Origin of the sequence: Halomonas colorata (genome assembly GCF_014897985.1) — a bacterium.
Classification (GTDB): domain Bacteria; phylum Pseudomonadota; class Gammaproteobacteria; order Pseudomonadales; family Halomonadaceae; genus Vreelandella; species Vreelandella colorata.
Map to the genome: position 1 here is coordinate 1 of NZ_JABUZA010000090.1, position 2,260 is coordinate 2,260.

A 2,260-nucleotide genomic window follows, 5' to 3' on the forward strand; every position below is an offset into this window, starting at 1 on the left:
CTTCACGGGCCGGGTGCTGGCTGATACGTTGCAGCACGTCCACCAGATACGTGTACGGGGTAATATCGTGCAGCTTGTAAGCGTTCATTCCGCGACGTTCTGCCACCCCGCTGAGATTCGCTCTACAGTAACCTCACATTTTCCGATACGAGGTTACCCCCATGAGAAAGCACCGTACTCCAGAACAGTGGCAGACCCTGGTTGATCAGCAGCGCGCCAGCGGCTTGTCAGCACCGCAGTTTTGTAAACAGGAGAAGATCGGTTACGCCAGCTTCTGTAACTGGCGCAAGCGCCTGTCCGACCCGTCGACTGATGAGTCGTCAGGTCCCGGTGAAGCCGATTTTCTGGATCTCTCGTCGTTGATGGGCAACTCTCCATCCTCCGGCCCCGGCTGGAACATTGTGCTCAGCCTGGGCAACGGCGTGGAACTGCGGCTGAGCCAGAACGGATGATCGGGCTCGATAGTCAGGCCCGGATCTGGCTGTGCACTGAGCCCACCGATATGCGCAAATCGTTCCGGGGCCTGAGCGCCCTGGTCCGGAATCAGTTGAAGCACGACCCGCTCAGCGGCCAGTATTTCGTCTTCGTCAATCGCCGTAAAACTCAGATGAAGATGCTGTATTTTACGACCACTGGTTACTGCCTGTGGGCCAAACGCCTGGAGCAGGGACAGTTCCGGGTGCCTTTATCTGCCTCCGGTCAGCGAGCCCTGACGCTGACGGATCTGCAACTGCTGATCGATGGCATTGAGGTGCAGAAATACCGCCAGTTCAAGCGTTTTCGAGGGGTATAGAAGGCCGGGTTCCGGTATAATATCGGTCATGAATTCAACGGCTTCTGCTCCTTCTCCCAATGCATCGTCCTCCTCGGCTCTGGCCGAGGAGAATGCACTGCTGCGTGAGCAGGTCCAGACCCTGCAGCGCCAGCTGGACTGGTTCAAGAAGCAGCTGTTCGGCCCCAAATCCGAGAAGCAGGCATTTGACCTGCCGGGCCAGAACAGCCTGTTCCAGGAAGGCGATGCACCGGTTCCGGAGAACCCACCGGAAGAGAAAAAGCGCACGGTTAAAGCCTATCAGCGTGGTACCGGTAAGAAGCAGCGGGACGACGACTGCCTGAACGACACCGGCCTGCGCTTCACCGCCGATGTGCCGGTGGAGGTCATTGAACACCTGCCACCGGAACTGACCGGGCCGGAGGCTGACCAGTACGAAGTGATCGGCAGCAAGACCACCTACCGGCTGGCCCAGCGGGCCTCCAGCTATGTGGTGCTTAAGTGCGAACGCCCGGTGTTCCGGCGCAAGGGCACCGAGAAGCTCATCACGACACCGGCTCCGTTCAACGTGCTGGACAACAGCCTGGCCGATGTCAGCCTGCTGGCCGGGTTGCTGGTGGACAAATTCCAGTTCCATCTGCCGCTGTATCGCCAGCACCAGCGTATCCAACAGGCCGGTATCACCGTCAGTCGCAGCACTCTGACCAATCTGGTCAAGCGTGCCATCAACCTGCTGCGCCCCATTGTGGATGCCCAGACCGACAACGTACTGCGCAGTCGGGTACTGGCCATGGACGAAACGCCCATCAAGGCCGGTCATCAGGGCCGGGCCGGCCCCCAAAAGGGCAAGATGAAATCCGGCTGGTTCTGGCCGCTGTATGGCGATGCCGACGAGGTGGTGTTCACTTACTCTAACAGCCGTGGGCGTGCCCATATCGAAGAAGTACTCAGCGAATCGTTCAGCGGCACCCTGATCAGTGACGGCTACGCGGCCTATGCCCGTTATGCCGCCGCCCAGGAAAACGTCACCCATGCCCAATGCTGGGTGCACAGTCGCCGTTACTTTATCGAGGCGCAGAAGGATCATCCGGAGATAGTCACCGACGCGCTGCAACAGATCGCCACGGTGTACCGGAATGAAGAGGCCATCAAAACCCAGGGGCTGACTGGCGAGAAGAAACGCCAGTACCGGTTGGATCACTCGAAACCGGTGGTCAGCGACTTCTTCCAGTGGTGCCGGGATCAGTTGGCGCAAGGCGGCCTCGTGCCCAGCGATTCGCTGACCAAAGCCCTGAACTACGTGCTCAGCCGTGAAGCGAGCCTGACCGTGTTCCTGGAAGACCCGGATGTGCAGCCAGACACCAACCACCTGGAACGGGCACTACGCCCCATTCCAATGGGCAAGAAAAACTGGATGTTCTGCTGGACCGAACTGGGCGCGGAACACCTGGGCGTCATCCAGAGCCTGATCAGCACCTGCAAGCTGCA

3 protein-coding genes are annotated in these 2,260 nt (G+C 59.4%); all 3 read left to right on the forward strand.

What is annotated here, in order from left to right:
* The first annotated feature begins 161 nt into the window (after positions 1 to 161).
* Complete coding sequence (tnpA, locus tag INT33_RS20850) at positions 162 to 452, forward strand: IS66 family insertion sequence element accessory protein TnpA (protein ID WP_004578761.1); 291 nt, start codon at positions 162 to 164, stop codon at positions 450 to 452.
* Positions 449 to 793, forward strand: coding sequence for an IS66 family insertion sequence element accessory protein TnpB (tnpB, locus tag INT33_RS20855; protein WP_004578760.1), 345 nt, complete (start codon positions 449 to 451; stop codon positions 791 to 793). The genes tnpA and tnpB overlap by 4 nt, the downstream gene beginning before the upstream one ends.
* Positions 794 to 821: 28 nt before the next feature.
* A partial coding sequence (tnpC, locus tag INT33_RS20860; protein WP_193092927.1) for an IS66 family transposase occupies positions 822 to 2,260 on the forward strand: 1,439 nt, incomplete at its 3' end.

Coding starts and splice junctions, on each gene's coding strand:
- tnpA (WP_004578761.1), top strand. CDS start 162: ATGAGAAAGCACCGTACTCCAGAACAGTGGCAGACCCTGGTTGATCAG.
- tnpB (WP_004578760.1), top strand. CDS start 449: ATGATCGGGCTCGATAGTCAGGCCCGGATCTGGCTGTGCACTGAGCCC.